We start from the raw sequence: 25,799 nt of genomic DNA, 5'->3' as shown, positions 1-25,799 counted from the left end.
CGGTGACGACGTCGGTCGCCCGTGCCGGACAGCGGCCTCCGTCCCATCACTTGACCTCTTCCAGGTCGATGTCGATACCGAGCGAGCGGATTTCCTTCACCAGCACGTTGAAGGACTCCGGCATGCCGGCCGCCATCTCGTGGTTGCCGTCGACGATGTTCTTGTACATCTGGTTGCGGCCCTGTACGTCGTCGGACTTCACCGTCAGCATTTCCTGCAGGGTGTAGGCCGCGCCGTAGGCTTCCAGCGCCCAGACTTCCATTTCGCCGAAGCGCTGGCCGCCGAACTGCGCCTTGCCGCCCAGCGGCTGCTGGGTGACCAGCGAGTACGGGCCGGTGGAGCGCGCGTGCATCTTGTCGTCGACCAGGTGGTTGAGCTTCAGGTAATGCATGTAGCCCACGGTGACCGGGCGATCGAACGCCTCGCCGGTACGACCGTCGTACAGCGTGGTCTGGCCCGACTCGGGCAGATCCGCCAGCTTCAGCATCGCCTTGATCTCGGTCTCCTCGGCGCCGTCGAACACCGGCGTGGCCATCGGCACGCCTTCCTGCAGGTTCTTGGCCAGCGCGAGGATCTCCTCGTCGGTCAGCGACTTCAGGTCGACGTGCTGCACCGCGCCGGCGACATGGTGGTTGTAGATCTGGTCGAGGAATTCGCGGATCTGCTTGACCTTGGCCTGCGCCTCCAGCATCTGCTGGATCTTCCGGCCCAGGCCCTTCGCGGCCCAGCCCAGGTGCACTTCCAGGATCTGGCCGATGTTCATGCGGCTCGGCACGCCCAGCGGGTTCAGGCAGATGTCCACCGAATTGCCGTCGGCCATGTACGGCATGTCCTCGACCGGCACCACGTTGGAGACCACACCCTTGTTGCCGTGACGACCGGCCATCTTGTCGCCGGGCTGGATGCGGCGCTTCACCGCCAGGAACACCTTGACCATCTTCAGCACGCCCGGCGCGAGGTCGTCGCCCTGGGTGATCTTGCCCTGCTTCTCCTTGAAGCGCTTGTCGAACTCCTCCTTGTGGCGCTTGACCTGCTCGGCCGCACGCTCGAGGAACTCGGTGACCGCCTCGTCCTTGACGTTGATCTTGAACCAGTCGTCCTTCTTCAGGCCATCCAGGTAGGCGTCGGTGATCTCGGCGCCCCGCTTCAGGCCGCCCGGACCGCTCATCGCGCTCTGTCCGACCAGCTGGATGCGCATGCGGTTGTAGATCGCGCCTTCGAGGATGCGGAACTGGTCGTCGAAGTCCTTGCGGATGCGCTTGATCTCGGTTTCCTCGATCTGCTTGGCGCGCTTGTCCTTCTCGATGCCGTCGCGGGTGAACACCTGCACGTCGATCACGGTGCCGTCCATGCCCGGCGGCACACGCAGCGAGCTGTCCTTCACGTCGCTCGCCTTCTCGCCGAAGATCGCGCGCAGCAGCTTCTCCTCCGGCGTGAGCTGGCTCTCGCCCTTCGGCGTGACCTTGCCGACCAGGATGTCGCCCGCCTTCACCTCGGCACCGATGTAGACGATGCCGCTCTCGTCGAGGCGGGCCAGCGCCTGCTCGCCCACGTTCGGGATGTCGGCGGTGATTTCCTCGGCGCCCAGCTTGGTGTCGCGCGCGACGCAGGCCAGTTCCTCGATGTGGATCGAGGTATAGCGGTCTTCCTGCACGACGCGCTCGGAGAGCAGGATCGAGTCCTCGAAGTTGTAGCCGTTCCAGGGCATGAACGCGATCAGCATGTTCTGGCCGAGGGCGAGCTCGCCGAGGTCGGTCGAGGAGCCGTCCGCCAGCGTGTCGCCCTTCGCCACCACGTCGCCCACGTTCACCAGCGGGCGCTGGTTGAGGTTGGTGTTCTGGTTGGAACGGGTGTACTTGGTCAGCGTGTAGATGTCGACGCCGGCGTCGTTCTCGCCCACCTCGTCCTCGTGCACGCGCACCACGATGCGGCCGGCGTCGACCTGGTCGATCACGCCACCGCGCCTGGCGGAAACGGTGACGCCGGAGTCACGCGCCACCGCGCGCTCGATGCCAGTACCGACCAGCGGGGTCTGCGAGCGCAGGGTGGGCACGGCCTGGCGCTGCATGTTCGCGCCCATCAGCGCACGGTTCGCGTCGTCGTGCTCCAGGAACGGGACCAGCGCCGCGGCCACCGACACGGTCTGCATCGGCGAGACGTCCATGTAATCGACCTCGGCGGCCGGGCGCAGCTCGGACTCGCCGCGGAAGCGGCAGGAGACGAATTCCTCGACGAAGGCACCGTGCTTGTCCAGCGGCGAGTTCGCCTGCGCGATCACATGATCGCCTTCCTCGATCGCCGACAGGTAGTCCACCTTGTTGGTGACCTTGCCGTTCGCCACCTCCCGGTACGGCGTCTCCAGGAAGCCGTACTGGTTGGTGCGCGCGTAGACGGCGAGCGAGTTGATCAGGCCGATGTTCGGGCCTTCTGGCGTCTCGATGGTGCAGACGCGGCCGTAATGGGTCGGATGCACGTCGCGCACTTCGAAGCCGGCGCGCTCGCGGGTCAGGCCGCCCGGGCCCAGAGCCGAGACGCGGCGCTTGTGCGTCACTTCCGACAGCGGGTTGTTCTGGTCCATGAACTGCGACAGCTGCGAGGAGCCGAAGAACTCCTTCACCGCAGCCGCCACCGGCTTGGCGTTGATCAGGTCCTGCGGGGTGAGGCCGTCGGCCTCGGCCAGCGACAGGCGCTCGCGCACCGCACGCTCCACGCGCACCAGGCCGATGCGGAAGGTGTTCTCCGTCATCTCGCCCACCGAGCGCACGCGGCGATTGCCGAGGTGGTCAATGTCGTCCACGGTGCCGTGACCGTTCTTGATCTCGATCAGCACCTTCAGCACGTCGAGGATGTCCGAGCTCTCGCCCTGCGCCTTGACCAGGCGCTGGCACTCCTCTTCCTTGCGCTCGCTGAAGTACTTGTGGTCGTACAGCACGCCGGGGCCGAGGATGTCCTTGCGGCCCACGCGACGGTTGAACTTCATGCGGCCGACCGCCGACAGGTCGTAGCGGTCGAAGGTGAAGAACAGGTTGAAGAAAAGGTTCTGCGCGGCGTCCTTCGTCGGCGGCTCGCCCGGGCGCATCATGCGATAGATCTCCACCAGCGCCTCCAGCGGCGTCTTGGTGTTATCGATGCGCAGGGTGTGCGAGATGTAGGCACCGCGGTCGAGGTCGTTGACGTAAAGCGTCGGCACGACGTCGATGCCGGCCTTGCGGAAGTTCTCCAGCTGCTCGGCGGTGATCTCGTCGTTGGCGGCAGCCAGCAACTCGCCGGTCTTCGGGTCGACGATGTCGATCGCCAGGATGCGGCCCACCGGGTAGTCGTCCGGCACTTCCAGCGCAGTGATGTTCTCGGCCGCGAGCTGGCGCACGTGGCGCGCGGTGATGCGCTTGCCGGCCTCCACCAGCACCTTGCCGCCGATCGCGAGGTCGAACGACAGCGTTTCGCCGCGCAGGCGCTCGGCGACCAGTTCCAGCGTGGTGCCGCCCTTCTTTCCCAGGTGGAACACGTTGTGCTCGAAGAAGATGGAGAGCATCTCCTCGTTCGAGTAGCCCAGCGCGCGCAGCAACACGGTCACCGGTAGCTTGCGGCGCCGGTCGATGCGGGTGAACAGCGCGTCCTTCGGGTCGAACTCGAAGTCCAGCCAGGAACCGCGATAGGGGATCACGCGGGCGGAGAACAGCAGCTTGCCGGAACTGTGCGTCTTGCCGCGATCATGATCGAAGAACACGCCCGGCGACCGGTGCAGCTGCGAGACGATGACGCGCTCGGTGCCGTTGATGATGAAGGTGCCGGTGTCGGTCATGAGCGGGATCTCGCCCATGTAGACTTCCTGCTCCTTGACGTACTTCACCGCCTTCTTCGAGGCCGGGCTGTCCTTGTCGTAGATCACCAGGCGCACGGTCACGCGCAGCGGCGCGCCGAAGGTCATGCCGCGGTTGCGGCACTCGCGTTCGTCGAAGCCCGGCTCGCCGAGGCGGTAGTCGACGTACTCCAGCGCTGCGTTGCCCGAGTAGCTCACGATCGGGAACACCGACTTCAAGGCGGCATGCAGACCCTTGTCCTCGCGCTGCTTCGGAGCGACGTGCTCCTGCAAAAATTCCCGGTAGGAATCGGTCTGGATGGTCAGCAGGTTGGGCACGCCCAGCACGGGGGGCCGCTTGCCGAAATCCTTGCGGATGCGCTTCTTCTCGGTAAACGAGTAGGTCATGGGTTGACGCCTCGGTTCGCAGTGACGCCGGTGGTGCACGCACCGGCTGAATTGGGGTGCTTGGATCTGGGGGATCGCGGCTGGAGACTTGCTACCAGTCTTCAGTCGCCATGCCCCAAAGCAAGAGCATCCGTGCTCGATGGGCAATAAATGGGCTCCTGCCCGTTTATTGCTCGCCCGCCAGCGGCGGGCCTCCGCTGAACCAGGCGCGAGCGCCTGGTTCACGGCGGGCCATCCTGGCCCGCTGCGCCGCGCAGCTCTTGAAGCGGGCAAAGCCCGGGGGCTTTCGCCCCCAGGCTTGCGTGACGCTAAGCCAAACTGACGGCGCGCAAGAGCGCCGATTACTTCAGTTCGACCGTGGCGCCGGCAGCTTCCAGGTCCTTCTTGAACTTCTCGGCGTCTTCCTTCGACACGGCTTCCTTCAGGACGCCACCGGCCTCGGTGAGGTCCTTGGCTTCCTTCAGGCCCAGGCCGGTGATCGCACGGACGGCCTTGATCACGTCGACCTTCTTGTCGCCGGCGGACTTCAGGATCACGTCGAACTCGGTCTGCGCCTCGGCAGCCGGGGCGGCGGCGCCACCGGCAGCGGCCACAGCGACCGGGGCAGCGGCGGACACGCCAAACTTCTCTTCGATGGCCTTCACCAGCTCCATCACTTCCATCAGCGACTTGGCGGCGACGGCGTCAACGATCTGTTCGTTGGTCAGGGACATGTTGATTTACCTCTGGAAATGGATTCGATACGGATAAGCGTCGGGATCAGGCGGCTGCAGGGGCTTCGGCGGCGGCTTCGCCACCACCCTGCTTGTCGGCCACGGCCTTGACGGCGCGGGCGAACATCGCCGCCGGTTCCGCCAGCACGCGGGCCAGCATGGCCAGCGCCTCTTCGCGGGTCGGCAGCGAGGCCAGCACGTCGACGTGCGCGGCCGGCAGCAGCTTGCCTTCCACCGAGACGACCTTCGCCTTGAGCTTTTCGTTGGTCTTCGCGAATTCCTTGATCAGGCGACCGGCTGCGCCGGGCTCCTCGGTCGAGAACGCGTACAGCAGCGGACCGGTCAGGGCGTCCTTGACGACCTCGAACCCGGTGCCCGCCACAGCGCGCGACGCCAGCGTGTTCTTGACAACCTTCAGGAACACGCCAGTCTCGCGGGCCTTCTTGCGCATCGCGGTCATCTGTTCGACCGTGGTGCCTGCGTACTCGGCAGCGACCAGGGAGTGAGCCTTAGCGGCGACTTCTGCCAGCTCCGCGACTACTTCTTGCTTCTGGGACAGATTGAGAGCCATTGCACTCCTCCAAATGAACTCCGCTCACGGCTCCTGCCGCTTGCGGTCCTGGGCGACGCCCTCCGTGACGTCGGGGACACTGGATGTCCCGGGTGGTGGCCTTTCCAGAACGACGAATCATTCCAGTGAGGGCGACACCATCTGCGCAGGCCGGATGCGGGCATCCGATTAAGCGGCCGGGCTGGCGGCGACGGCGATTCCCTGCCATGAGCGAGCTCCCTGCCCGCCGTCGTCGCGCGCTGGTCGCGCCTGCGGTCTTTGACGGCTGCCCCGGCCGCGAGGCCAGGGCCGCCCTCAAAAACGGCCCGCGCGGCGACCTGCCGCGCGGGAAAAAGCACTTACTTGGTCGCGATGTTCAGCGACGAGGTGTCCACGGCGACGCCGACGCCCATGGTGCTGGACAGCGCCACCTTCTGCAGGTACTGACCCTTGGCGGTGGCCGGCTTGGCCTTCAGCAGGTCGTTGACCAGCGCGTTGAGGTTGTCCGCGAGCTGGGCGGCCTCGAACGTGGCCTTGCCGATGGTGGCGTGGATGATGCCCGCCTTGTCGTTGCGGAACTTCACCTGGCCGGCCTTGGCGTTCTTCACCGCGGTGACGACGTCGGCGGTGACCGAGCCATCCTTCGGGTTCGGCATCAGGCCGCGCGGACCGAGCAACTGGCCCAGCTTGCCGACCACGCGCATCGCGTCCGGCGTGGCGATCACGCGACCGAAGTCGAGGTCGCCGCCCTGCATGCGCTCGGCCAGGTCGTCCATGCCGACCGCGTCGGCGCCGGCCGCCTTGGCAGCCTCGGCCTTCTCGCCCGCCGGGCAGAACACGGCGACCTTGACGGTCTTGCCGGTGCCGTGCGGCAGCAGCGAGGAGCCGCGCACACCCTGGTCCGACTTCTTCGCATCAATGCCGAGGCGCACCGCCACGTCCACGGACTCGGCGAACTTCGCCTTGGCGTTGTTCTTGACGATAGTCAGGGCCTCTTCCAGGCCGTAGACCTTGCCCGGCTGCACTGCGGCCTGGGCCGCCTTCATACGCTTGGTGATCTTTGCCATGTCTTAACCCTCCACCACCAGGCCCATGCTGCGCGCGCTACCGGCAATGGTGCGCACCGCGGCGTCCAGATCGGCAGCCGTCAGATCCGGCTCCTTCTGCTTGGCGACGTCCTCGAGCTGCTTGCGGGTGATCTTGCCGACCTTGTCGGTGTTCGGCCTCGACGAACCCTTGGCGACGCCCGTGGCCTTCTTGATCAGAATGGTGGCCGGCGGGGTCTTGGTGATGAAGGTGAAACTGCGGTCGGAGTAGGCGGTGATGATGACCGGGATCGGCAGACCCGGCTCCATCTTCTGCGTGGCGGCGTTGAACGCCTTGCAGAACTCCATGATGTTCAGGCCGCGCTGACCCAGTGCGGGGCCGACCGGCGGACTGGGGTTGGCCTGACCGGCCTTGACCTGCAGCTTGATGTAGCCAACTACTTTCTTTGCCATTGGATTTTCCTCGCGAGTTCAAGCGCCTTGCGGCTCCTCGCCATGCAACGTCCCTGGTTGAGAGGGGAAACCGCGGTCCCGCGGATTCCTGAAACACGGACACGCCGGGTCGAAAGACCCCGGCGGGAACCGTGCAGTATAAGGATTGGCCAGCCACCTAGCAAGCCCCGTGCCGAACTTCCTTCTCCCCTCCGGGGAGAAGGTGGCCCGAAGGATCGGATGAGGGGCCACGCTGGCGCTGATGCCGGACCGGGGAGCGCTTTGAATCAACCTCTGTGCGAGCCCCGAGCCCTCACCTCAATCCTCACCCCGGAGGGGAGAGGAGGTGAACGTGCAATGCAACGCCGCTTCGCCCGGATACCCCAACCGGATCAAGCCTTCTCGACTTGTCCGAACTCCAGCTCCACCGGGGTGGAGCGACCGAAGATCAGCACCGCCACGCGCAGGCGGCTCTTCTCGTAGTTGACTTCCTCAACCACGCCATTGAAGTCGTTGAACGGCCCCTCGGTGACGCGCACCATCTCACCCGGCTCGAACAGCACCTTGGGCTTGGGCTTTTCCACGCCTTCGCGCACGCGGCTCAGGATGGTGTCGGCCTCGCTGTCGCGGATCGGCAGCGGGCGGTCGGCGGTGCCGCCGATGAAACCCATCACCTTGGGGGTTTCCTTGACCAGGTGCCAGCACTCGTCGTCGATGCGCGGCGCCTTGCCCTCGGTATTGGTCTCGATCTGCACCAGCACGTAGCCGGGAAAGAACTTGCGGTCGCTACGGCGCTTCTGGCCGCCGCGCATCTCGATCACTTCCTCGGTCGGCACCAGCACCTCGCCGAACTTCTCCTCCATCCCGGCGCGCACGATGCGCTCGGAGAGCGCCCGCTTCACCTGGTTCTCGAAGCCCGAATAGGCGTGCACCACATACCAACGCTTGCTCATGGCTTTGACCTCACAGCTTGAGCAGCCAGTCGAGAATGACCGACTTAAGGATCAGGTCGATCAGGCCCAGCAGCAGCGACAGGACGATGACCACGAGAATGATGATGCCGGTGGTCTTGATCGTCTCGTCCCGAGTCGGCCAGACCACCTTGCGCATTTCGAACTGCGATTCGGCGAGGAAGTGCCGCACGCGGCGCCCCAGCGCGGTGAACGCGGCGATCGCCAGCGAGATCACCAGCGCCGCGAGCACGCCGAGCAGGCGTGCCACCGGGGGCACGTTGGCGTCGTTGCTGAACCACGAATAGGCCACGATGCCCGCCACCAGGATCACGGCGGCGAGCACCAGTTTGCCGATATCGGCGGCGGTCGTGCCCTTGGGCTGTTCTGCCTTGGTATTCATGTGCAGTCTGCGGATATGGCCGGCCACCGGAGACTGGAAAGCATCCGGTACGCCGCCACCCGTCATCGATCCTCGGGAAGATGGCACGCCAGGAGGGACTCGAACCCCCAACCTGCGGTTTTGGAGACCGCTGCTCTGCCAATTGAGCTACTGGCGTAGGTAGAACAGGATACGGGATCCGAGATGCGGGGTCCGGCAGAAGCGAAAGAGCCCGTGCCCCTCCGAATCCCGAATCCCGCCGCCCGGATCCCGTCTATGTTACTTGATGACCTTGGCTACCACGCCGGCGCCGACGGTGCGGCCGCCCTCGCGGATCGCGAAGCGCAGGCCCTCGTCCATCGCGATCGGGTGGATCAGGCTCACCACCATCTTCACGTTGTCGCCCGGCATCACCATCTCGACGCCTTCCGGCAACTGGCAGGCGCCCGTCACGTCCGTCGTGCGGAAGTAGAACTGCGGGCGGTAGCCCTTGAAGAACGGCGTATGACGGCCGCCCTCTTCCTTCGACAGCACGTACACCTCGGCCTCGAAGTCGGTGTGCGGAGTGATCGAGCCCGGCTTCGCCAGCACCTGGCCGCGCTCCACGTCGTCACGCTTCAGGCCGCGCAGCAGCAGGCCTACGTTGTCGCCCGCCTGCCCCTGATCCAGCAGCTTGCGGAACATTTCCACGCCGGTCACGGTGGTCTTCTGCGTCGGGCGGATGCCCACCACCTCAATTTCCTCGCCGACCTTGATGATGCCGCGCTCCACGCGCCCCGTCACCACCGTGCCGCGGCCCGAGATCGAGAACACGTCCTCGACCGGCATCAGGAACGGCTTGTCGATCTCGCGCACCGGCTCAGGGATGTAGCTGTCCAGCGCGTCCACCAGCTTGATGATCGCCGGCACGCCGATCTCCGACTGGTCACCTTCCAGCGCCTTCAGCGCCGAACCCTTGATGATCGGGGTGTCGTCGCCCGGGAAATCGTACTTCGACAGCAGCTCGCGCACTTCCATCTCGACGAGCTCCAGCAGCTCGGCGTCGTCCACCATGTCGGCCTTGTTCAGAAACACCACGATGTACGGCACGCCCACCTGGCGCGACAGCAGGATGTGCTCGCGCGTCTGCGGCATCGGGCCGTCGGCCGCCGAGCACACCAGGATCGCGCCGTCCATCTGCGCCGCACCCGTGATCATGTTCTTCACATAGTCCGCGTGCCCCGGGCAGTCCACGTGCGCGTAGTGGCGCACCGGCGACTCGTATTCCACGTGCGCCGTCGAGATCGTGATGCCGCGCGCCTTCTCTTCCGGCGCCGCGTCGATCGCGTCGTAGGCCTTGAATTCGCCGCCGAACCGCTCCGCACCGACCTTCGTCAGCGCCGCCGTCAGCGTCGTCTTGCCGTGGTCCACGTGACCGATCGTACCCACGTTCACGTGGGGCTTGGTGCGCTCGAACTTGCCCTTTGCCATGACCAGAATCCCGATGAGTCAGTGAGAGAAAAACGCCCGGAGCGGGCGAGCAACCATGATGGTGCTCATGACTGGAATCGAACCAGCGACCTCTTCCTTACCAAGGAAGTGCTCTACCGACTGAGCTACATGAGCGGAGACTTTCGGCCATCCTCCATGACGGCAAAGATCAAACCTGCATCCGTGCAAGGCTCTTCAAATTTTCAACAACCCTCGACGAGGCCAGGGCTGTTTCTTCTTGCCGCCATGGAGGGCGGCCTGAAGTAGCGCAATGGAGCGGGAGACGGGAATCGAACCCGCACCATCAGCTTGGAAGGCTGAGGTTCTACCATTGAACTACTCCCGCCCTGCGCGGAGCCCGTTGCCGGGTCGAAGATCGACCCCGCGAACCAGCCCAATCGCAACCTGCGCGAATCGACTGGTGGAGGGAGGTGGATTCGAACCACCGAAGGCGTAAGCCAGCAGATTTACAGTCTGCCCCCGTTGGCCGCTTGGGTATCCCTCCAACAAAGAACGCGTATTGTGTGGATCGACCCGCCGACTGTCAACACCTGTGGACGCCCGCGATCGCCTCGCCGAAGCACCGCCCGCGCGGATTTCAACCCGGATTCTGCCGGTTTTCATCGGCCCGCAGGTCGACCAGCCGCTCCATCTCCCGCGACAATTCCTGCAGTCGCCGCGCATGCGCCTGCAACTGGCGCTCAGCGTCGTCGCGCGGCTCCCAGGGTGGCACGGGCGTGGGCTTGCCGTCCGGGGCGTCCAGCGCAACGAAGACCATCACGCAGCTGGTCGCCAGGCGCCGCTCGTCCTTGCGCAGATCGCTCGCCAGCACTTCCACCGCCATGTGCATGCTGCTGGTGCCGGTATGGATCAGGCGCGCGCGCACCGTGACCAGGTCGCCGATCAGGATCGGCGCCACGAACTGGATGCCGCTGACCGAGGCGGTGACGCAGTACGCCCCGCTCCATGCCACCGCACAGGCGTAGCCGGCCTGGTCGATCCACTTCATCGCCATGCCGCCATGCACCTTGCCGCCGAAGTTGACGTCGGTGGGCTGGGCGAGGAAGCGGAAGGTCACCTCGTGCTGCTGGCCTGGCATGCGGGCTCCTGTCGCTGCGGCGGGAAGGCGGGCATTATGCCCGCTGGCCGCGCGCGGGGACGCGCTCCAGTTGCATCGGCGTCGTGAGCGCGCCGCTCGGCGAGAACCGCTCGGGCCCGGTCGCCACGAAACCAAGCCGTTGATAAGCCGGCACCGCGCAGCGCGAGGCGTTGAGCGTGAAACGACAAGTCCCGGCGCGGCGCACCGCATCGGCCATCGCGCGACGCCACAGCTGCCGCGCGATGCCGCGGCCGTGGTACCGGGTGCTGACGAAAAGCTGGGTGAGATGGCTGTCGTCACGCAGCGCCGCCACGCCAACCAGGGTGTTGCCCAGCCAGGCAAGGTGGAAGCGATGGCCTTCCCGCATGCACTGCCGCTGGGCCGCCGCGCCCTGCCGCGACAGCAGCATCCGGCCCGCCTCGCCCGGCTGGTCGGGCAGGATCCAGCGCCGCGTCACGCGACGCACCAGCACAGCCACTGCAGGGGCATCGACCGGGCGCCCCAGCCGGATCCGCAGTACCGCCTTCGCCATGCCGCACCCCGCGCCTTGTGGACGGCGCGCATCCTTGCACGGAATGGGTGCCACCGGCGCAATGCGGGCGGCCGGCTCAGACGTTGAACAAGAAGTGCAGCACGTCGCCGTCCTTGACCACGTAGTCCTTGCCCTCCTTGCGCAGGCGACCGGCCTGGGCTGCGCCCTGCTCGCCCTTGTACTGGATGAAGTCGTCGTAGCCGACGGTCTCGGCGCGGATGAAGCCGCGCTCGAAATCCGTATGGATCACGCCCGCCGCCTGCGGCGCCGTGAAACCGCGCTTGATCGTCCAGGCGCGCACTTCCTTCACGCCGGCTGTGAAATAGGTCTGCAGGTCGAGCAGCTTGTAGCCGGCGCGGATCACGCGGTTGAGGCCCGGCTCGTCCAGGCCCAGGTCCTTGAGGAACTCGTCGCGATCGGCATCGTCGAGTTGCGAGAGTTCTTCCTCGATGGCGGCGCATACCGGCACCACTTCGGCCCCCTCGGCGGCGGCGCGGGCACGCACGGCGTCGAGATGCGGGTTGTTCTCGAAACCGTCCTCCAGCACGTTGGCGATGTACATCAGCGGCTTCAGGGTGAGCAGGAAAAGATCCCGCACCAGCGCCCTTTCCTCGTCGTCCAGCTTCGCGCTGCGCGCCGACCTGCCCTCATTGAGCGTGGCGGCGAGCTTCTGCAGCACCGGCTTCTTCGCGAGCGCCTCCTTGTCGTTGGCCTTGGCCGCACGCTCGGCGCGGTTCAGGGCCTTCTCCACCGACTCCAGGTCGGCCAGCGCCAGCTCGGTGTCGATGGTTTCGATGTCGGCGATCGGGTCGACCTTGCCGGCCACGTGCACGATGTCCCCGTGCTCGAAGCAACGCACCACGTGGGCGATCGCGTCGACCTCGCGGATGTGCGCGAGGAACTTGTTGCCCAGCCCCTCGCCCTTGGAGGCGCCGGCCACCAGCCCCGCGATGTCGACGAACTCCACCGCGGTGGGAATGACCTTCTGCGGATTGACGATGGCCGCCAGCGCATTGAGCCGCGGATCGGGCACCGGCACCACGCCCACGTTCGGCTCGATCGTGCAGAACGGGAAATTCGCCGCGGCGATGCCCGCCTTGGTCAGCGCGTTGAACAGAGTGGACTTGCCGACGTTGGGCAAGCCGACGATGCCGCATTTGATGCCCATGGGTACTCCGGGATATGTGCCGTTCGGGACGCCATCGCCGCGAACGCGGGAACGGCGTCGAAAAACCTACTTGCCATCGGCGGTGTGCAGCCGCTGCATCGCCTTGTCGAACTGGCCTTCCACGGCCAGCGGCAGCACGTCCAGTGCGCGGGCGATGCCGTCCACGATCGCGTCCTCGTCCTGCGCCGACGGACGGCCTAGCACCCACGGGGTGACCTGGTCGCGATGGCCGGGATGGCCGATGCCGAGGCGCAGGCGATGGAACTTGCCGTGTCCCAGGTGGGCCACGATGTCGCGCAATCCGTTCTGGCCGCCATGACCACCGTCGAACTTCAGGCGCACGGTGCCAGCGGGAAGGTCCAGGTCGTCGTGCGCCACCAGGCACTCCTCCGGCGGAATCTTGTAATAGCGAAGCGCGGAGGCGACCGCGATGCCGCTTTTGTTCATGAAGGTGGCTGGCTTGAGCAGCCACACCGATTTCCCGCCGACGCGCAGCTTGCAGCTTTCGCCGTGCAGCTTGCCGTCGAAGCCCCAGCGCCCTTCCTGACCCGCCGCCAGGGCGTCAACAAACCAGAACCCGGCGTTGTGCCGGGTTCGGAGGTATTCGGCGCCGGGATTGCCCAGCCCGATAATGAGTCGCAGACACGCCATGACGGCCAGCAAGCGTGCGGCCCGCGCCAGGGGCGCGGGCCGCAGCGGCTTACTTCTTGGCGTCCTTGGCGGGCGCGGCAGCGGCTGGCGCAGCCTCGGCCGCGGCGGCGTCGGCCGGCGCTTCCTCGACCTCTTCCTTCACCGTGTTCGCGGTGACCACGGCCATGTCGTGGTCGGCGCCCAGGTGCAGCGCCACGCTCTCCACGCCCTTCGGCAGCTTCACCTGCGAGAGGTGCACGATGTCGCCGGGCTTGAGGCCACCAAGGTCCAGCTCGATGAACTCGGGCAGGTCCTTCGGCAGGCAGGAGACTTCCACTTCCGTCAGGTTGTGCGAGATCACCACGCCGGAGGTCTTGGCGGCGTCGGACTTCTCCTGGTTCAGGAAGTGCAGCGGCACGTTCACGCGCAGCTTGGCGTTCTCGTCGATGCGCAGGAAGTCCATGTGCATCATCTGCTGCTTGAACGGGTGCTTCTGCCAGTCGCGCACCAGCACCTTCTGCACCGTGCCGTCGACGTTCAGGTCCAGAACGGAAGAGAAGAACCACTCGTTCTTGGCGGCGAGCAGGATGGTGTTGTGCTCGATCTGGATGCTCTGCGCGGGCTGCCCCGCACCATAGACGACGGCCGGGACGTAGCTCGCGCGACGCAGGCGGCGGCTCGCACCCTTCCCCTCGTCCTTGCGGCTCTCGGCCTTGATTTCATGAGTCTGTGCCATTTCGGTACTACCTTGGGTTGGTAAACCGCCTCGCGGCGGCTGTTCGACTTTTCCGCGACCAGAAAAGCCGGCTGCTTTCACGCGGCATCCGGGCCGCGAAAAAACGAAGGTCAGAGTCGGCCCATCCTGGGCGGACCGTCAAATTTTCAATCGATGTACAGCGAGCTCACCGACTCGCCGAAGGCGATGCGGCGGATCGTCTCGGCCAGCAGCTCGGCCACCGAGAGCTGGCGGATCTTCACGCAGGCCTGCGCCTCCGGGCTGAGCGGCAGGGTGTTGGTGACCACCAGCTGGTCGAGCTGGGAGTTCTCCAGGTTGCGCATCGCCGCGCCGGACAGCACCGGGTGCACGCAGTAGGCCACCACCTTGCGGGCGCCGCGCTCCTTCAGCGCCGTGGCCGCAGCGCACAGCGTGCCGGCAGTGTCGACGATGTCGTCCACCATCACGCAGGTCTTGCCCGCCACGTCGCCGATGATGTTCATCACCGTGGCCACGTTCGCCTTCGGGCGGCGCTTGTCGATGATCGCGAGGTCCGCGTCGTCCAGCCGCTTGGCCAGCGCACGGGCGCGCACCACGCCGCCCACATCCGGGCTCACCACGATCATGTCGTCCATGCTGAAGTGGCGCCAGATGTCGGCCAGCAGCACCGGCGAGGCGTAGACGTTGTCCACCGGAATGTCGAAGAAGCCCTGGATCTGCTCGGCATGCAGGTCCACCGTCAGCACCCGGTCGACGCCGGCCGTGCTGATCAGTTTCGCCACCAGCTTCGCGGTGATCGGCACGCGCGCCGAGCGCGGGCGGCGGTCCTGCCGCGCATAGCCGAAGTAGGGGATCACCGCGGTGACACTGGCGGCGGAGGCGCGCTTCAGCGCGTCGGCCAGCGCCAGCAGCTCGACCAGGTTTTTCGCGCTCGGCGCGCCGGTGGGCTGCAGCACGAACACATCCTGGTTGCGGACGTTCTCCTCGATCTCGATCTGCACCTCGCCGTCGCTGAAGGTGCTGACGAGCGCCTTGCCCAGCGGCACGCCGAGGCGATGCGCGACGTCCTCCGCCAATGCGGGGTGCGCCTTGCCGGTAAACAGCATCATCGGGCTGGACCTGTCCACGCTTGTGTTCCTCGATAACCTGCGACTGCTGCTGGATGGCTGGGGCGGCAGGATTCGAACCTGCGCATGCGGGAATCAAAATCCCGTGCCTTAACCAGCTTGGCGACGCCCCATCGTTGATTTCATTGTCCGGCCGCTTGCACGACCGTCGGCGAAGCATCCCTGGTTCGCCTGGCGGCTCTCTCCATCACGACGGCAAAGTCCGGCGCCGTCACTGCTCCCGGAGAGCCGCCATTCCGTGGCGGCCCAGGGCCTCAAGCAGGGGCGAAACCGCGACGCCCGCAGCCACCTGGGCCGTGAATGCACCCGGACAACGGGCCGCGACGGCCTGAGCCTGCTCCAGCGTGCGCAGCTCCAAAAAAACGCAGCCACCGCTGCCGGAGAGCTTCGCCGCCCCGTGGCGGCCCAGCCACTCCAGCGCCGCCGCCACGCCGCGATGGCGCTCGCGCACCAGCGGAGTGAAGGCGTTTTCCGTCGTTTCGCCCGAAACAAAGGACGAAATTGTCGCCGGCGGCGCATTTCGTGTCAATTCAGGCGCTTGAAACAGCGCTGCGGTAGGCACGTGTTCGTGCGGATCGAGCACCACGTAATACCGGCGCGGCAGCGCCAGCGGGCTGAGCCGCTCGCCCACCCCCTCGGCCCAGGCCGAACGGCCGCGAACGAACACCGGCACGTCGGCGCCCAGCCGCCGGCCCAGCTCCGCCAGCGCGTCCTCGTCCAGCCCGCAGCGCCACAGATGGTTCAGTGCCACCAGCACAGTGGCGGCATCGGAGCTGCCGCCGCCGAGGCCGCCGCCCATCGGGATGCGTTTCGCGATTTCGATCTCCGCGCCCAGCGCGGTGCCCGAACGTTCCTGCAACAACCGCGCGGCGCGTACCACCAGATCGTCCTGTGCGGGCACGCCGGGCACCTCGGTGAGACGGCGGATCGTGCCGTCTTCGCGCACGCGCAGGCGCAATTCGTCGCCCCAGTCCAGCAGGCGGAACACGGTCTGCAGCTCGTGGTAACCGTCGGCGCGCCGGCCGGTGATGCGCAGGAACAGGTTCAACTTGGCCGGAGCCGGCCAGCGCGTCCAGCCGGAGGGCGATGGCTGCAGCCGGCGCCGCATGAAGACCCGCAGGTGCATCGGGAAACCGCGTTCGCGGTCGCTCTCGGCATGCGCCGCCAGCGCCGGTGTGTAGTGCTTCGGGTCGATGGCCGCAAAGCCATGGCGCGCGTAGAACGGCGCGTTCCACGGCACGTCGGCGAGGGTGCCCAGCACCATCGACGGGTAGCCCGACTCGGCCGCCCAGGCGCAGGCATGCTCCAGCAGCGCCGCGCCGATGCCGCGACGGCCGCGGCTGGGCAACACGTCGATCTCGGCGATGCCGGCCTCGCCGTCCTCGATCTCCACTCCCACGAAGCCCGCGACGCTCCCGTCTTCGTCCATCGCCACCCATACGCGACCGGCGCCGATGGCCGCAGCCAGCACCTGCGTATCCATAGTCGCGGCGGCATAGGACGGCCATGCGGGATGGCCACGAAACAACTCCTGCGCCGCACGCTCGATGTCGCACAGCGTGTCGGCCTGGTCGAGGCGGGCGGGGACGATGGTGCAGTTCATGCGGAGAACCCCTGCGGGTCGCGCAGTCTAGCGGATGCTCCAGCTCTCCACCGACAGGCGCACCTTGTACGGCGGCCGCGCGGCGAAGATGGTGGTGGGCAGCGGTGGCTGGCGCGTGGTGTCCCAGGCGCGATAGTCCACCGTCCAGCCGTCCTGGGTGAGCAGCGAGGGCAGCCGGTTGTCGCCAAACGCCAGCACGGCCGGGCCGCCGTCCGCGCGCAGGCCCAGCACCCAGGCACGCAGGTCGTGCAGCGGCACTTCCCAGCCCAGCGCACGCCGCATCAGTACCTCGGCATCCGCGCCCTGCAGCGGGCCGCCGTCCAGTCCTTCGAGCAGGGCGCCGTCCGGGCCGCCGCTGAGCTCGAAGCTGCGGCCGGTGATCGGCGTGCGGAACACGAAGCGGTAGTTGTCGCCGTCCTGGGTCCAGGTGAAGCCGCCGCTGCCGCCGTCGTGGCCGTCGGAGACGCCCAGCCGCCCTTCCAGCGTCCAGTGTCCGGTGTGCGCCAGCGCCTGTTCGCGCGCGGCTTGCGCATTCAGCAGCGCGGCATCACCCTTGATGCGCACGAGCTGCGGCGTGCAGGCGGCCAGCAGCAGCGGCAGTGTCGCTGCGAGGAATCGGCGATGGAGCTTCATGGATGGATTCGCTTCAGGACGTTTTGCAGGCTGGCGTTGTGCGGATCGATCTTGCGCACCTCGTCGAACACCTGCCGCGCGTCGGCGTGGTTGCCCTGCGCCCACAGCGCCTCGCCCAGGTGCACGCCGACGTCGGCGTCCCTGCCCGCCTGCCATGCACCGCGCAGTGCCTGCACCGCCTGGTCGAGATGGCCCAGCCGGTACTGCACCCAGCCCCAGGAATCGGCGATCGCCGGATCGTTGGGTCGCGCCGCGCGCGCCTTGGCCACCAGCTGCTCCGCCTCCGGCAGGTCGCGGTTCGCGTCGGCCAGGGTGTAGCCCAGCGCATTGCTGGCGTCGATGTCGTCGGGCTTGAGCTTGAGCAGGCTGCGGAAATCCTGCACCGCGAGATCGGTCTGGCCGGCTTCGGCGTAGGCGAGGCCGCGGCCGTACAGCAGCCCCGGATCGTTCGGCACCACCTGCAGCGCACGGGTGAACGCGTTGATCGCCTGCACGTAGCGCCGTTCGCGCATGTAGAGCTCGGCGTCGAGCTGCCACGCCTGGCGCAGCTGTGCCGGCTGGTCCAGGTAATCCAGCTGCATCTGGCCGAGCAGTTCGTGCGCCGCGGCGCTCTTGCCCTGCGCCTGCAGCAGCACGGCGCTGCGCAGGTCGGCGTCGAAGGCGTGCGGGTCGTCGTCGCCGACCTGGCCGTACCAGGCCAGCGCCTCGCTGTCGTGGTGCTGCATCTCGGCCAGCTGGCCGAGCAGGAAGGCGTTCTGCTCGCGCACGTCCGGCGCGGCCTGCTGCAGCTGGCGGTACAGTGCCGCCAGCGCCTTGGTGTCGTTGCTGCGGGCGGCGAGCGCGGCGCGCAACTGGTAGGTGTCGGCATCCTGCGGGCCGTGGTCGAGCAGCCTCTTGGCCGCCGCATAGTCGCCGGATTCGCTCAGCATGCTGGCGTAGACCAGCCGCAGGTGCACGTTTTCCGGCGCCCTGGCGATCGCCTGTTGCAGCAGCGCGCGCGCCCCCTTGGCATCGCCGCTGCGCGCCTTCATCTGCGCCGCCCAGGCATAGACCTCGGCGTTGTTGCGGAAGCGCGCCAGCGCGGCATCCGCGACGCGCTGCGCGTAGGCGTGGCGACCCAGCTTGTCGCCCAGCTCGCTCATCGCCAGCCAGGCCTGCGGGTCGGCAGGCAGCCGCTGCGGCGTGGCGACCGTCTCCAGCAACCGCCCGGCCTGGGCCTGGTCGCGCGCACCCAGCAGCACCTGGCCGAATTCGCGCCAGGCGTTCTTGTCGTGGCTGCCCACCAGGATCTGCAGCTGGCGTTGCGCCTCGGCGGTGTCGCCGCGGTTCAGCGCGAGCTGGGCGCGTGCCCGCGCCATCGCCGCCGGCTTCGCGCCCAGCGCCTGCCACCGGTCCAGCGCGCGCGCGGCAGCGGCATCGTCGTGCGTGGCTATCGCCAGCATCGCGGCGCGCTCCGCCACCGCTGGATCGTCGCCGATTGCCATCGCCTTGCCGTAATGGACGGCAGCGGTCTTCAGGTCGCTGTGGCCCAGCGCCATCTCGCCGGCCAGCAGTTGCGCGAGCAGGTCGTGGTCCTCGTCCGGCGTCACCACCGTCATCCGCGCCAGCGGCTGGACGGCGGCCGCCGGCCTGGTGGCCGGCTTCAGCGGCACCTGGGCGCAGCCGGCGAACCCGAGCATCAGCGTCGCGGCTGCCGTAAAATGCCGCATCTGCTTGAATCCGCAACGCCTGCTTCGCACACTGACCACCGTCTGTCCGTCCGTCTGCCCAACACGCCACCACCGTGTCCGTATCCACGGCGCCTTGACGACAAGCTTAGCCTACGCCGCCAGATCCACGCCGGAAGATTCGCCACACCATGCCGCTGATCGCCCTCGGGCTCAACCATCTCACCGCGCCGGTCACCCTGCGCGAACAGGTGGCGTTCGACCCCGAAGCCACCACCGCCGCCCTGCACGAACTGCAGCAGGAACCCGGCGTGGAAGAGGCGATGATCCTGTCCACCTGCAACCGTACCGAACTGTACGTGGGCGTGGCCGCCGGTGCCGAGCAGTTGCCGCTGGCGTGGCTGAGCCGGCACCATCGTTTGACCCCCGGCAAACTGGACGAGTTCCTGTACCGCCACGACGAACAGGACGCGGCGCGCCACCTGTTCCGCGTCGCCACCGGACTGGATTCGATGGTGCTGGGCGAGCCGCAGATCCTCGGCCAGGTGAAGGACGCCTACCAGCTCGCGCGCGATGCGCACACGCTGAAGGCGCCGCTGGACCGACTGCTGCAGCACACCTTCGCGGTGGCCAAGCGGGTGCGCACGGAAACCCGGATCGGCGCGCACACGGTGTCGGTGGCGTTTACCGCGGTGCGCCTCGCCGAGCAGGTGTTCGCCGACCTGCGCGAGGCCTGCGTGCTGCTGATCGGTGCCGGCGACACCATCGAGCTGGCCGCGCGCCATCTCGCCGACAAGCAGGCGCGCCGGCTGATCGTGGCGAACCGCACGCTGGAGACCGCGCAGGACCTCGCCGGCCGCTACGGCGGCTACGCGATCGCGCTGGCCGACCTGCCGCAGCACCTGGCCGAGGCCGACGTGGTGATCGCCTCCACCGCCGCGCGCCGGCCGGTCGTCACCCGGGCGATGGTCGAACAGGCGCTGGCCACGCGCCGGCGCAAGCCGATGTTCATGGTGGACATCGCGGTGCCGCGGGACATCGAATCCGCGGTGGCCGAGTTGCCCGACGTCTACCTCTACGGTATCGACGACTTGCAGCAGGTGATCGACGAGAACCGCCGCTCGCGTGCCACCGCCGCGCGCGAGGCCGACGCCATCATCGACCTGCAGGTGGACCGCTACATGGCCTGGCGTCGCGCGCTCGGCCTGCGCAACCCCGCGCTGGACCTGCGCCAGCACGCGGAGGTCTACCGCGACGAAGTGCTGGAGAAGGCCCGTGCCATGCTTGCCCGCGGCAAGTCGCCCGACGAGGCGCTGGGCTTCCTGGCCCACACACTCACCAACAAGCTGCTGCACCACCCCAGCGCGCGCCTGCGCGAAGCCGCGCTGTCCGGCGACCTGGACCTGTTGCAAGCGGCGGGACGGCTGTACGGGCTGGACGAGGAAGACCCGGAGGCGCGGAACACCTAGCTAGGGCGGCTGGCTGCCGCCTCTCGCGCTTCGCGCGGCCGCAATCCCGGCCGCTCCGTCCCCGCCTCCCCGTGCCCTGCCCATGACGCCATCCATCCGCCGCAAACTCGAAACCCTCGCCGAGCGCCACGAGGAGGTCGGCCTGCTGCTGGCCCAGCCCGACGTGCTGGCCGACGGCGCACGCTTCCGCGAGCTGTCGCGCGAGTACGCCCAGCTGGAACCGGTGGTGGCTGCGCTGCGCGAGCATGAAGGCGTCGTGCGCGAGCTGGCCGGTGCGCGCGCGATGGCGGACGACCCCGAACTGGGCGAGCTGGCCGCCGACGACATCGCGCGGCTCGAAGCGCGGCTGGCCGCGCTGGACGGCGAGCTGCAGCTCCTGCTGCTGCCGAAGGACCCGCGCGACGAGGCCAACCTGTACCTGGAAGTGCGGGCGGGCACCGGCGGCGACGAGGCGGCGATCTTCGCGGGCGACCTGTTCCGCATGTACGTGCGCTACGCCGAGCGCCGACGCTGGCAGGTGGAAATCCTCAGCGAGCACGCCGGCGAGCACGGCGGCTACAAGGAGATCGTGGCGCGCGTGGAGGGCAAGGGGGCGTATTCGCGGCTGAAGTTCGAATCGGGCACGCACCGCGTGCAGCGCGTGCCGGAAACCGAGTCGCAGGGGCGCATCCACACCTCGGCCGCCACCGTGGCGATCCTGCCCGAGCTGGACGCGATCGAGGAGATCGCGATCAACCCTGCCGACCTGAAGATCGACACGTTTCGCGCTTCGGGAGCGGGCGGCCAGCACGTCAACAAGACCGACTCGGCGATCCGCATCACGCATTTGCCGACGGGCACCGTGGTGGAGTGCCAGGACGAGCGCAGCCAGCACAAGAACCGCGCCCGCGCGATGAGCCTGCTGCAGGCGCGGCTGCTCGACGAGGCGCAGGGCAAGCAGGCCGCCGCGCAGGCGCAGGAGCGCCGCCTGCAGGTGGGTTCGGGCGACCGCAGCCAGCGCATCCGCACCTACAACTTCCCCCAGGGCCGCGTCACCGATCACCGCATCAACCTCACCCTGTACCGCCTGCCCGAGATCATGCAGGGCGACCTGGACGAACTGGTCGACACGCTCAGCCAGGAACACCAGGCCGACGAACTGAAGGCCCTCGCCTGAGGTTCTGCAACGGCGGGAAGGCCTACGCCCGCGGTTTGGAAACCATGGCGACCTCGGTTAGCGTTGCGCCATGGCCAGCGCATCCTTCGCCGATGTCAACGCCGTACTGAACCGGCTGACCGACCTGCTGCAGGAAGGTGCCTACGCCGATGCCGCGAATCTTGCCGCCGGCGCGCGCCTGCAATTTCCCGTGGCGGCGGAGCTGGCCCGGCTGCACGGCGTGGCCCTGCTGCAACTGGGGCGCCTCCGGGAGGCGCAGATGGCCCTCGTCCGCGCGGCGGAACTGGCGCCCGAAAGCGTCGAAACGCAGTGCAGTCTGGCCGCCATCGCCCTGTCCGGCGGCCGGCCCGACGACGCCATCGAGCGCATGCGCGCCGTGTTGCGCCGCGCGCCGGGTCACCCCGCGGCACTGCAGATGCTCGGCAGCGCGCTGACGGCCGCCGCACGCCACGAGGAGGCCCGTGAGGCTTTCGCAATGGCGTTGCAAGCCATGCCGCAGCACCCGGCCCTGTGCCTGAGTCTCGCCGAGGCCGAGCTGCAGCTCGGCCACGCGGAACAGGCGGAAGCACGCGTGCACCAAGCGCTGCAGCTCGCGCCTTCTTCCGACGCCGCCCATGCCCTGCTCGGGCGGGTGCGGCGGATGCAAGGCCGCTCCCGGGAAGCCCTCGACGCCTGGTTGCAGGCCGAGCACGTGGCCCCGCGCAACGCGGAATACCCCCGCGAAGCAGGCCGTCTGCTGGAGGGAATGGGCGAGCTGGAAGCCGCTGCCGATGCCTACGACCGGGCATTGCGCCTGGATCCGGACGACACCACGGCGCTGGGCCGGCTGGTGTTCCTGCGGCGCCGCCTGTGCGATTGGCGCGATCTGGACGCGCTTGCCCGGCGCCTGCTACAGGCTGCGGCTGCCGGCCGCGTCGTTCCAAGCCCGTTCGCACTGCTTTCCGAGGAGATGGAGCCGGCCGTGCAGCGGCGCGCTGCCACGGCCCGGGCGGCGATGATCGAGCGACGGGTTGCGCCGCTGCGGCGGCAGCTCGACTTCACGCATCCCAGGCCCGCGCTGGACATGCCGATACGCGTCGGCTTCGTCGCCGATGGCTTCAACGAACACGCCACCGGACGGCTGGTGGTCGCGCTGCTCGAGGCCTTGCCGGGCGAGCCGCTGGAGCTGCACCTGTTCGCCACCATGCCGGACGAAGGCAGCCCGACCCGCCGGCGGCTGGGCGCGGCCGCCAGGCTGCACGACGTGTCGACGCTCGGACCGGCGCAGGCGGCCCGGCGCATCCACGCGGCCGGCATCGAGGTCCTGTTCGATCTCAACGGCGGCTGCGGCAGGGACGATGGCGCGCTGATGGCCTTGCGCGCCGCGCCGGTGCAGGTGAACTGGCTGGCCTGCCCCGCCACCTCGGGCGCATCCTGGATGGATTACCTGCTGGCCGACGCCGTGATGCTGCCGGACAGCCTGCGTCCCCACCTAAGCGAAAAGCTGCTGCGCCTGCCGCGCTGCTGCCAGCCCAGCGACGTTACCCGCATCGTGCGGCATCCGCCCGCGCGAGCGGACTGCGGCCTGCCCGCACACGGCACCGTGTTCGCCTGCTTCAACGGCACGCACAAGCTCAACGCGGCCTCGTTCGGGCGGATGATGGAGATCCTGCGGCAGGTGGGAGGCAGCGTGCTGTGGCTGCGCTCCGGCCCGGAGGGCGCGGACCGTCGCCTGCGCACTGCCGCCGCCGCGGCCGGCATCGCGCCGGAGCGGCTGGTCTTCATGCCGCAGCTGCCGCACCTGGAGTACCTGGCACGCTACAACCACGCCGACCTGTTCCTAGACACGCTGCCGTACAACGCGCACGCCAGCGCTTCGGATGCGCTGTGGGCGGGTTGTCCGCTGCTCACGTGTCGCGGGCGCGGCTTCCCTGGCCGGGTCGCCGCCAGCCTGCTCCATCACCTGGACATGCCGGAGCTCGTCTGCGAGAACGAAACCGCCTTCGTCGCCACCGCCGTCCTGTACGGCAACGACCGCGAAGCGCTGGAAATGCTGCGCCTGCGCCTCGCGATGCAGCGTGCGAACAATCCACTGTTCGACATGCAGGGCTTTGCCGCCGACTTCCGCCGCATGCTCAAGGCCATCAGCGCCAGGTATCGCAGCGGGCGACCGGCAATGGACCTGGATCTGTAGGCTGCGCGCAACCGCTCAGGCGGTATGGAATCCATGCAGCGGCTGATCGGCCAGCTCCGCACGATCCACGCTCGTCACCGTCGCACCGGGCGGCCCCTGGCGCAGCCAGTGCTCCAGCAGGCCGAGCGCCGTCGCCTTGCCGCTGGCGACCACTTCGACACGGCCGTCCGGCAGGTTCTTCGCGTAACCGGCCAGGCCCAGGGCCAACGCCTGCTCGCGGGTGCCGGCGCGGAAGCGCACCCCCTGTACCCGGCCGCTGACCAGGAAGCGCGCGGCCGGCATCAGTGTTTCGTCCTGCCGATCGCCGCATCCAGCTTGGCGGCGTTGATCGGGCCGATGAAGTGCGTGGCTACAGTGCCATCGGGTGCGATCAGGTACGTGGTGGGCAGGCCGCGCGGTTCGTCGAAATCCTTGAGCGGCTTGTCCAGGGTGACCTGGGCGACCGGGTACACCACCGGATGCTTCTTGAGGAATGCCTTGATATCGGCCGGTTCGCTGTCCTCATAGGCCAGGCCGATCGCGCGCACGTCCGGGTGCGTGGCCACGTAATGCGAGAGTTCCGGCATCTCCGCGATGCACGGCACGCACCAGGTGGCCCAGAAATTCACGATCACCCAGTGTCCGCGCTGTGCGGCGAGATCGTAGGGCCGGCCATCCAGCGTGGTGGCATGGATGGATGGATGCACGGGCATCGACGCGCGCGCCGTGCCCAGCAACGCCAGCGGCAACGCCAGCGCGGCGAGCCAGGTGGACCTGTTCATGCGGAATTCTCCCGTTGATCGGCGGCTGCGGAAGCCACCGGAAAGACGTGGTGGAGCGGCGTACCCAGGGTGGCACGCAACGACGCCGCAAGTTCGGCCAGCATCGCCAGCAGTTCCTGCGGCAACTGCAAGTCCAGCGCCGCCGCTTCCTGTGCCGGCTGCAACGGCAGACGGTAGTTGCTGTGCCGGTATACGCGCAGCAGGTCGGCGCAGTCCAGGCTGCGGCTGAGCAGCCAGCCGCCGGCCTCGCTGCGCTGGATCAGGTCGGCGCGCTGCAAGTCGTCGAAATACGCCGCCACCAGCGCGCTGCGCAGGCGCGGCTCGCCGGCACGGATCAGCGCCGGGTCCACGCTGTCGCCGCGCCGCTGCGCGTCGATGAAGTGCCGCAGCACCACCAGCAGGCCGAGGAACTCCGAACCCTCCGGCAGCGTCTCGGTAGGCGGCTGGTAGTCGAACGCCGACACCGAGGCGGCGACCGAGGCGCCGAGGATCACGATGATCCACGACAGGTAGATCCACAACAGGAAGATCGGGATCGCCGCCAGCGCGCCATAGATGTCCTGGTAACTCTGCGCGTGCTGCACGAAGCGGGCAAAGCCCCAGCGCGCGAGTTCGAACAACAGCGCGCCGAGCAGCGCGCCGATCGCCGCGTTGCGCCGCGACACCCTGCTGTTCGGGATCAGCACGTACATCAGCCACAGCGTGATGTACGTGACCACGAACGGCAGCATGCCGAGCAGGCGCTGGCCCATGCTCACCAGCTGGCCCGTCGCGGCCTGCAGCAGCGGCACGGCGGTGACATAGGAGGTGAGCGCGATGCCGCCCATCACCAGGATGGGCCCCAGCGTCAGCGCGGCCCAGTACAGCAGCAGCCGCGATCCCCAGCCCCGCGGCTGGCGCACGCGCCAGATGCGGTTCAGCCGGTCCTCGATGCTCACCATCATCGAGATCGCGCTGAACAGCATCACCAGGATGCTGATGCCGGTGAGTTTGCGTGCGTTCGTGGCGAACGCCACCAGCGCCTCCTGCACCTTTTCGCCGGCTGCCGGCACGAAGTTGTTGAACACGAAGTTGAGCAGGGTCTCGCGCGCCGTCTCGAACATCGGAAACGCGGCGAACATCGTCAGCACCGCCACGGTGAGCGGCACCAGCGAGACCAGCGTGGTGTAGGACAGCGCGCCGGCGGTCTCGAAGCACTTGTCGTCGACGAAGCGCTGCCACAGGAAGCGGCCGAAACTCAGCGTGCGGTCGCGGTCGAAGCGCAGTTGCATGGGGCGGCTCGCAAAATCGGAAGCGTTCGTGTTGAGCGTAGCGGA

At 67.9% G+C, this 25,799-nt stretch carries 23 protein-coding genes and 5 tRNA genes; 3 read left to right on the top strand and 25 right to left on the bottom strand.

All coding sequences use genetic code 11. The annotated features are described in order from the left end of the window. Positions 1–46: 46 nt before the first annotated feature. From rpoB to AC2EWF_RS00530, 22 genes are all read right to left on the bottom strand, one after another. Positions 47–4,207 (bottom strand): DNA-directed RNA polymerase subunit beta, encoded by a 4,161-nt coding sequence (gene rpoB / locus AC2EWF_RS00635; RefSeq protein WP_483637434.1) that lies wholly within the window; start codon positions 4,205–4,207, stop codon positions 47–49. 341 nt (positions 4,208–4,548) lie between these two features. Beyond that, positions 4,549–4,920 (bottom strand): 50S ribosomal protein L7/L12, encoded by a 372-nt coding sequence (gene rplL / locus AC2EWF_RS00630; protein WP_483637433.1) that lies wholly within the window; start codon positions 4,918–4,920, stop codon positions 4,549–4,551. Between the two features lie 46 nt (positions 4,921–4,966). Continuing rightward, complete coding sequence (gene rplJ, locus AC2EWF_RS00625; protein ID WP_483637432.1) at positions 4,967–5,491, bottom strand: 50S ribosomal protein L10; 525 nt, start codon at positions 5,489–5,491, stop codon at positions 4,967–4,969. Positions 5,492–5,829: 338 nt separating this feature from the next. Further along, a complete protein-coding gene (gene rplA, locus AC2EWF_RS00620; RefSeq protein WP_483637431.1) occupies positions 5,830–6,537 on the bottom strand; it encodes a 50S ribosomal protein L1 in 708 nt (235 codons plus the stop codon). A gap of 3 nt (positions 6,538–6,540) precedes the next feature. After that, the gene (gene rplK, locus AC2EWF_RS00615) at positions 6,541–6,969 is read right to left on the bottom strand and encodes a 50S ribosomal protein L11 (RefSeq protein WP_483637430.1); all 429 of its coding nucleotides are present in this window, start codon (positions 6,967–6,969) and stop codon (positions 6,541–6,543) included. A gap of 371 nt (positions 6,970–7,340) precedes the next feature. After that, a complete protein-coding gene (gene nusG / locus AC2EWF_RS00610) occupies positions 7,341–7,901 on the bottom strand; it encodes a transcription termination/antitermination protein NusG (RefSeq protein ID WP_483637429.1) in 561 nt (186 codons plus the stop codon). A 10-nt stretch (positions 7,902–7,911) separates the two neighbouring features. Then, on the bottom strand, positions 7,912–8,301 hold the full coding sequence (gene secE / locus AC2EWF_RS00605; protein ID WP_483637428.1) for a preprotein translocase subunit SecE: 390 nt from the start codon (positions 8,299–8,301) through the stop codon (positions 7,912–7,914). An 81-nt stretch (positions 8,302–8,382) separates the two neighbouring features. Continuing rightward, positions 8,383–8,458, bottom strand: a tRNA-Trp gene (locus AC2EWF_RS00600). A gap of 101 nt (positions 8,459–8,559) precedes the next feature. Beyond that, positions 8,560–9,750: an elongation factor Tu gene (tuf, locus tag AC2EWF_RS00595; protein WP_483637427.1), complete on the bottom strand. Its 1,191-nt coding sequence runs from the start codon at positions 9,748–9,750 to the stop codon at positions 8,560–8,562. 59 nt (positions 9,751–9,809) lie between these two features. After that, positions 9,810–9,885 (bottom strand) — tRNA-Thr (locus AC2EWF_RS00590). A gap of 137 nt (positions 9,886–10,022) precedes the next feature. Continuing rightward, positions 10,023–10,096, bottom strand: a tRNA-Gly gene (locus AC2EWF_RS00585). A 73-nt stretch (positions 10,097–10,169) separates the two neighbouring features. Then, a tRNA-Tyr gene (locus AC2EWF_RS00580) sits at positions 10,170–10,255 on the bottom strand. Positions 10,256–10,348: 93 nt separating this feature from the next. After that, the gene (locus tag AC2EWF_RS00575) at positions 10,349–10,849 is read right to left on the bottom strand and encodes an acyl-CoA thioesterase (protein WP_483637426.1); all 501 of its coding nucleotides are present in this window, start codon (positions 10,847–10,849) and stop codon (positions 10,349–10,351) included. A gap of 34 nt (positions 10,850–10,883) precedes the next feature. Then, positions 10,884–11,381: a GNAT family N-acetyltransferase gene (locus AC2EWF_RS00570; protein ID WP_483637425.1), complete on the bottom strand. Its 498-nt coding sequence runs from the start codon at positions 11,379–11,381 to the stop codon at positions 10,884–10,886. Between the two features lie 76 nt (positions 11,382–11,457). After that, positions 11,458–12,549, bottom strand: coding sequence for a redox-regulated ATPase YchF (gene ychF, locus AC2EWF_RS00565; RefSeq protein WP_483637424.1), 1,092 nt, complete (start codon positions 12,547–12,549; stop codon positions 11,458–11,460). A 66-nt stretch (positions 12,550–12,615) separates the two neighbouring features. Beyond that, positions 12,616–13,200, bottom strand: a complete 585-nt coding sequence (pth, locus tag AC2EWF_RS00560) for an aminoacyl-tRNA hydrolase (RefSeq protein ID WP_483637423.1) — start codon at positions 13,198–13,200, stop codon at positions 12,616–12,618. A gap of 49 nt (positions 13,201–13,249) precedes the next feature. Further along, positions 13,250–13,915: a 50S ribosomal protein L25/general stress protein Ctc gene (locus AC2EWF_RS00555; RefSeq protein ID WP_483637422.1), complete on the bottom strand. Its 666-nt coding sequence runs from the start codon at positions 13,913–13,915 to the stop codon at positions 13,250–13,252. A gap of 146 nt (positions 13,916–14,061) precedes the next feature. After that, positions 14,062–15,000 (bottom strand): ribose-phosphate diphosphokinase, encoded by a 939-nt coding sequence (locus AC2EWF_RS00550; protein WP_483638235.1) that lies wholly within the window; start codon positions 14,998–15,000, stop codon positions 14,062–14,064. Positions 15,001–15,057: 57 nt separating this feature from the next. Continuing rightward, a tRNA-Gln gene (locus tag AC2EWF_RS00545) sits at positions 15,058–15,134 on the bottom strand. A 98-nt stretch (positions 15,135–15,232) separates the two neighbouring features. After that, complete coding sequence (ispE, locus tag AC2EWF_RS00540; protein WP_483637421.1) at positions 15,233–16,624, bottom strand: 4-(cytidine 5'-diphospho)-2-C-methyl-D-erythritol kinase; 1,392 nt, start codon at positions 16,622–16,624, stop codon at positions 15,233–15,235. A gap of 27 nt (positions 16,625–16,651) precedes the next feature. Beyond that, complete coding sequence (gene lolB, locus AC2EWF_RS00535) at positions 16,652–17,257, bottom strand: lipoprotein insertase outer membrane protein LolB (protein ID WP_483637420.1); 606 nt, start codon at positions 17,255–17,257, stop codon at positions 16,652–16,654. Further along, positions 17,254–18,966, bottom strand: a complete 1,713-nt coding sequence (locus tag AC2EWF_RS00530; protein WP_483637419.1) for a tetratricopeptide repeat protein — start codon at positions 18,964–18,966, stop codon at positions 17,254–17,256. Before AC2EWF_RS00530 ends, lolB begins: the two co-directional genes overlap by 4 nt. Positions 18,967–19,115: 149 nt before the next feature. Between AC2EWF_RS00530 and hemA the strand changes: the two genes are divergently transcribed. The 3 genes from hemA to AC2EWF_RS00515 all read left to right on the top strand — a co-directional run bounded on the left by hemA (position 19,116) and on the right by AC2EWF_RS00515 (position 23,722). After that, on the top strand, positions 19,116–20,393 hold the full coding sequence (hemA, locus tag AC2EWF_RS00525) for a glutamyl-tRNA reductase (RefSeq protein WP_483637418.1): 1,278 nt from the start codon (positions 19,116–19,118) through the stop codon (positions 20,391–20,393). Positions 20,394–20,475: 82 nt separating this feature from the next. Continuing rightward, positions 20,476–21,549: a peptide chain release factor 1 gene (gene prfA, locus AC2EWF_RS00520; protein ID WP_483637417.1), complete on the top strand. Its 1,074-nt coding sequence runs from the start codon at positions 20,476–20,478 to the stop codon at positions 21,547–21,549. 70 nt (positions 21,550–21,619) lie between these two features. Further along, a complete protein-coding gene (locus tag AC2EWF_RS00515; RefSeq protein WP_483637416.1) occupies positions 21,620–23,722 on the top strand; it encodes an O-linked N-acetylglucosamine transferase, SPINDLY family protein in 2,103 nt (700 codons plus the stop codon). 15 nt (positions 23,723–23,737) lie between these two features. Here AC2EWF_RS00515 and AC2EWF_RS00510 read toward each other — a convergent pair whose 3' ends face one another. The 3 genes from AC2EWF_RS00510 to AC2EWF_RS00500 are packed head-to-tail and all read right to left on the bottom strand — an operon-like array spanning position 23,738 to position 25,754. After that, positions 23,738–24,004, bottom strand: coding sequence for an acylphosphatase (locus AC2EWF_RS00510; protein ID WP_483637415.1), 267 nt, complete (start codon positions 24,002–24,004; stop codon positions 23,738–23,740). Continuing rightward, a complete protein-coding gene (locus tag AC2EWF_RS00505) occupies positions 24,004–24,483 on the bottom strand; it encodes a TlpA family protein disulfide reductase (protein ID WP_483637414.1) in 480 nt (159 codons plus the stop codon). Before AC2EWF_RS00505 ends, AC2EWF_RS00510 begins: the two co-directional genes overlap by 1 nt. Then, positions 24,480–25,754 (bottom strand): YihY family inner membrane protein, encoded by a 1,275-nt coding sequence (locus AC2EWF_RS00500; protein WP_483637413.1) that lies wholly within the window; start codon positions 25,752–25,754, stop codon positions 24,480–24,482. The genes AC2EWF_RS00505 and AC2EWF_RS00500 overlap by 4 nt, the downstream gene beginning before the upstream one ends. Positions 25,755–25,799 lie beyond the last annotated feature (45 nt).

This window comes from Rhodanobacter sp. sgz306013, assembly GCF_057031145.1.
This window is presented reverse-complemented; position numbering and strand designations above follow the sequence as displayed.